Genomic DNA, 471 nt, shown 5'->3' with positions numbered 1-471 from the left:
CGACTACTACGTCGCTCTGTACGCACCCGACCCGGTGACCGCCGTCGAACTGGTGGTCGCCGCGGGCGGGGTACCGATCGTCGCGCACCCGGCCGGTCGTTCACTGCTGCCCGACAGCGTCACCATGGCGATGCTCGACGCGGGACTCGCCGGGTTCGAGCTCGCCCATCGCGAGAACCTCCCCGAGCCGACCGCGCTGCTGGCCGAGCTCGCCGCCGAGCGCGATCTGATCGTGACCGGCTCGAGCGACTACCACGGCCTCGGCAAGCCGAACGTCCCGGGAGAGAACACCACCTCCGACGAGATGGTCGCGCGGATCTTCGCGCTCGGTCGCGGGACGGCGCCGGTCTTCCCGTAGCCGTCGAGGTTTGGCCGGCCCGGCTCACGCATAAACGCCGTTTGCTCACGGAAATGCGTGGAGCACGTGTTTCCGTGAGCGGATTGCGTTTATGGGTGCATGGCGGGGCGCCT

General features: G+C 69.0%; 1 pseudogene. It reads left to right on the top strand.

The features are described from left to right. Positions 1–358: pseudogene (locus tag P2P98_RS01375) on the top strand (phosphatase); the annotation flags it as partial. Between the last annotated feature and the right edge of the window lie 113 nt (positions 359–471).

Source organism: Microbacterium sp. Kw_RZR3 (assembly GCF_029222405.1).
Taxonomy (GTDB): domain Bacteria; phylum Actinomycetota; class Actinomycetes; order Actinomycetales; family Microbacteriaceae; genus Microbacterium.
This window is presented reverse-complemented; position numbering and strand designations above follow the sequence as displayed.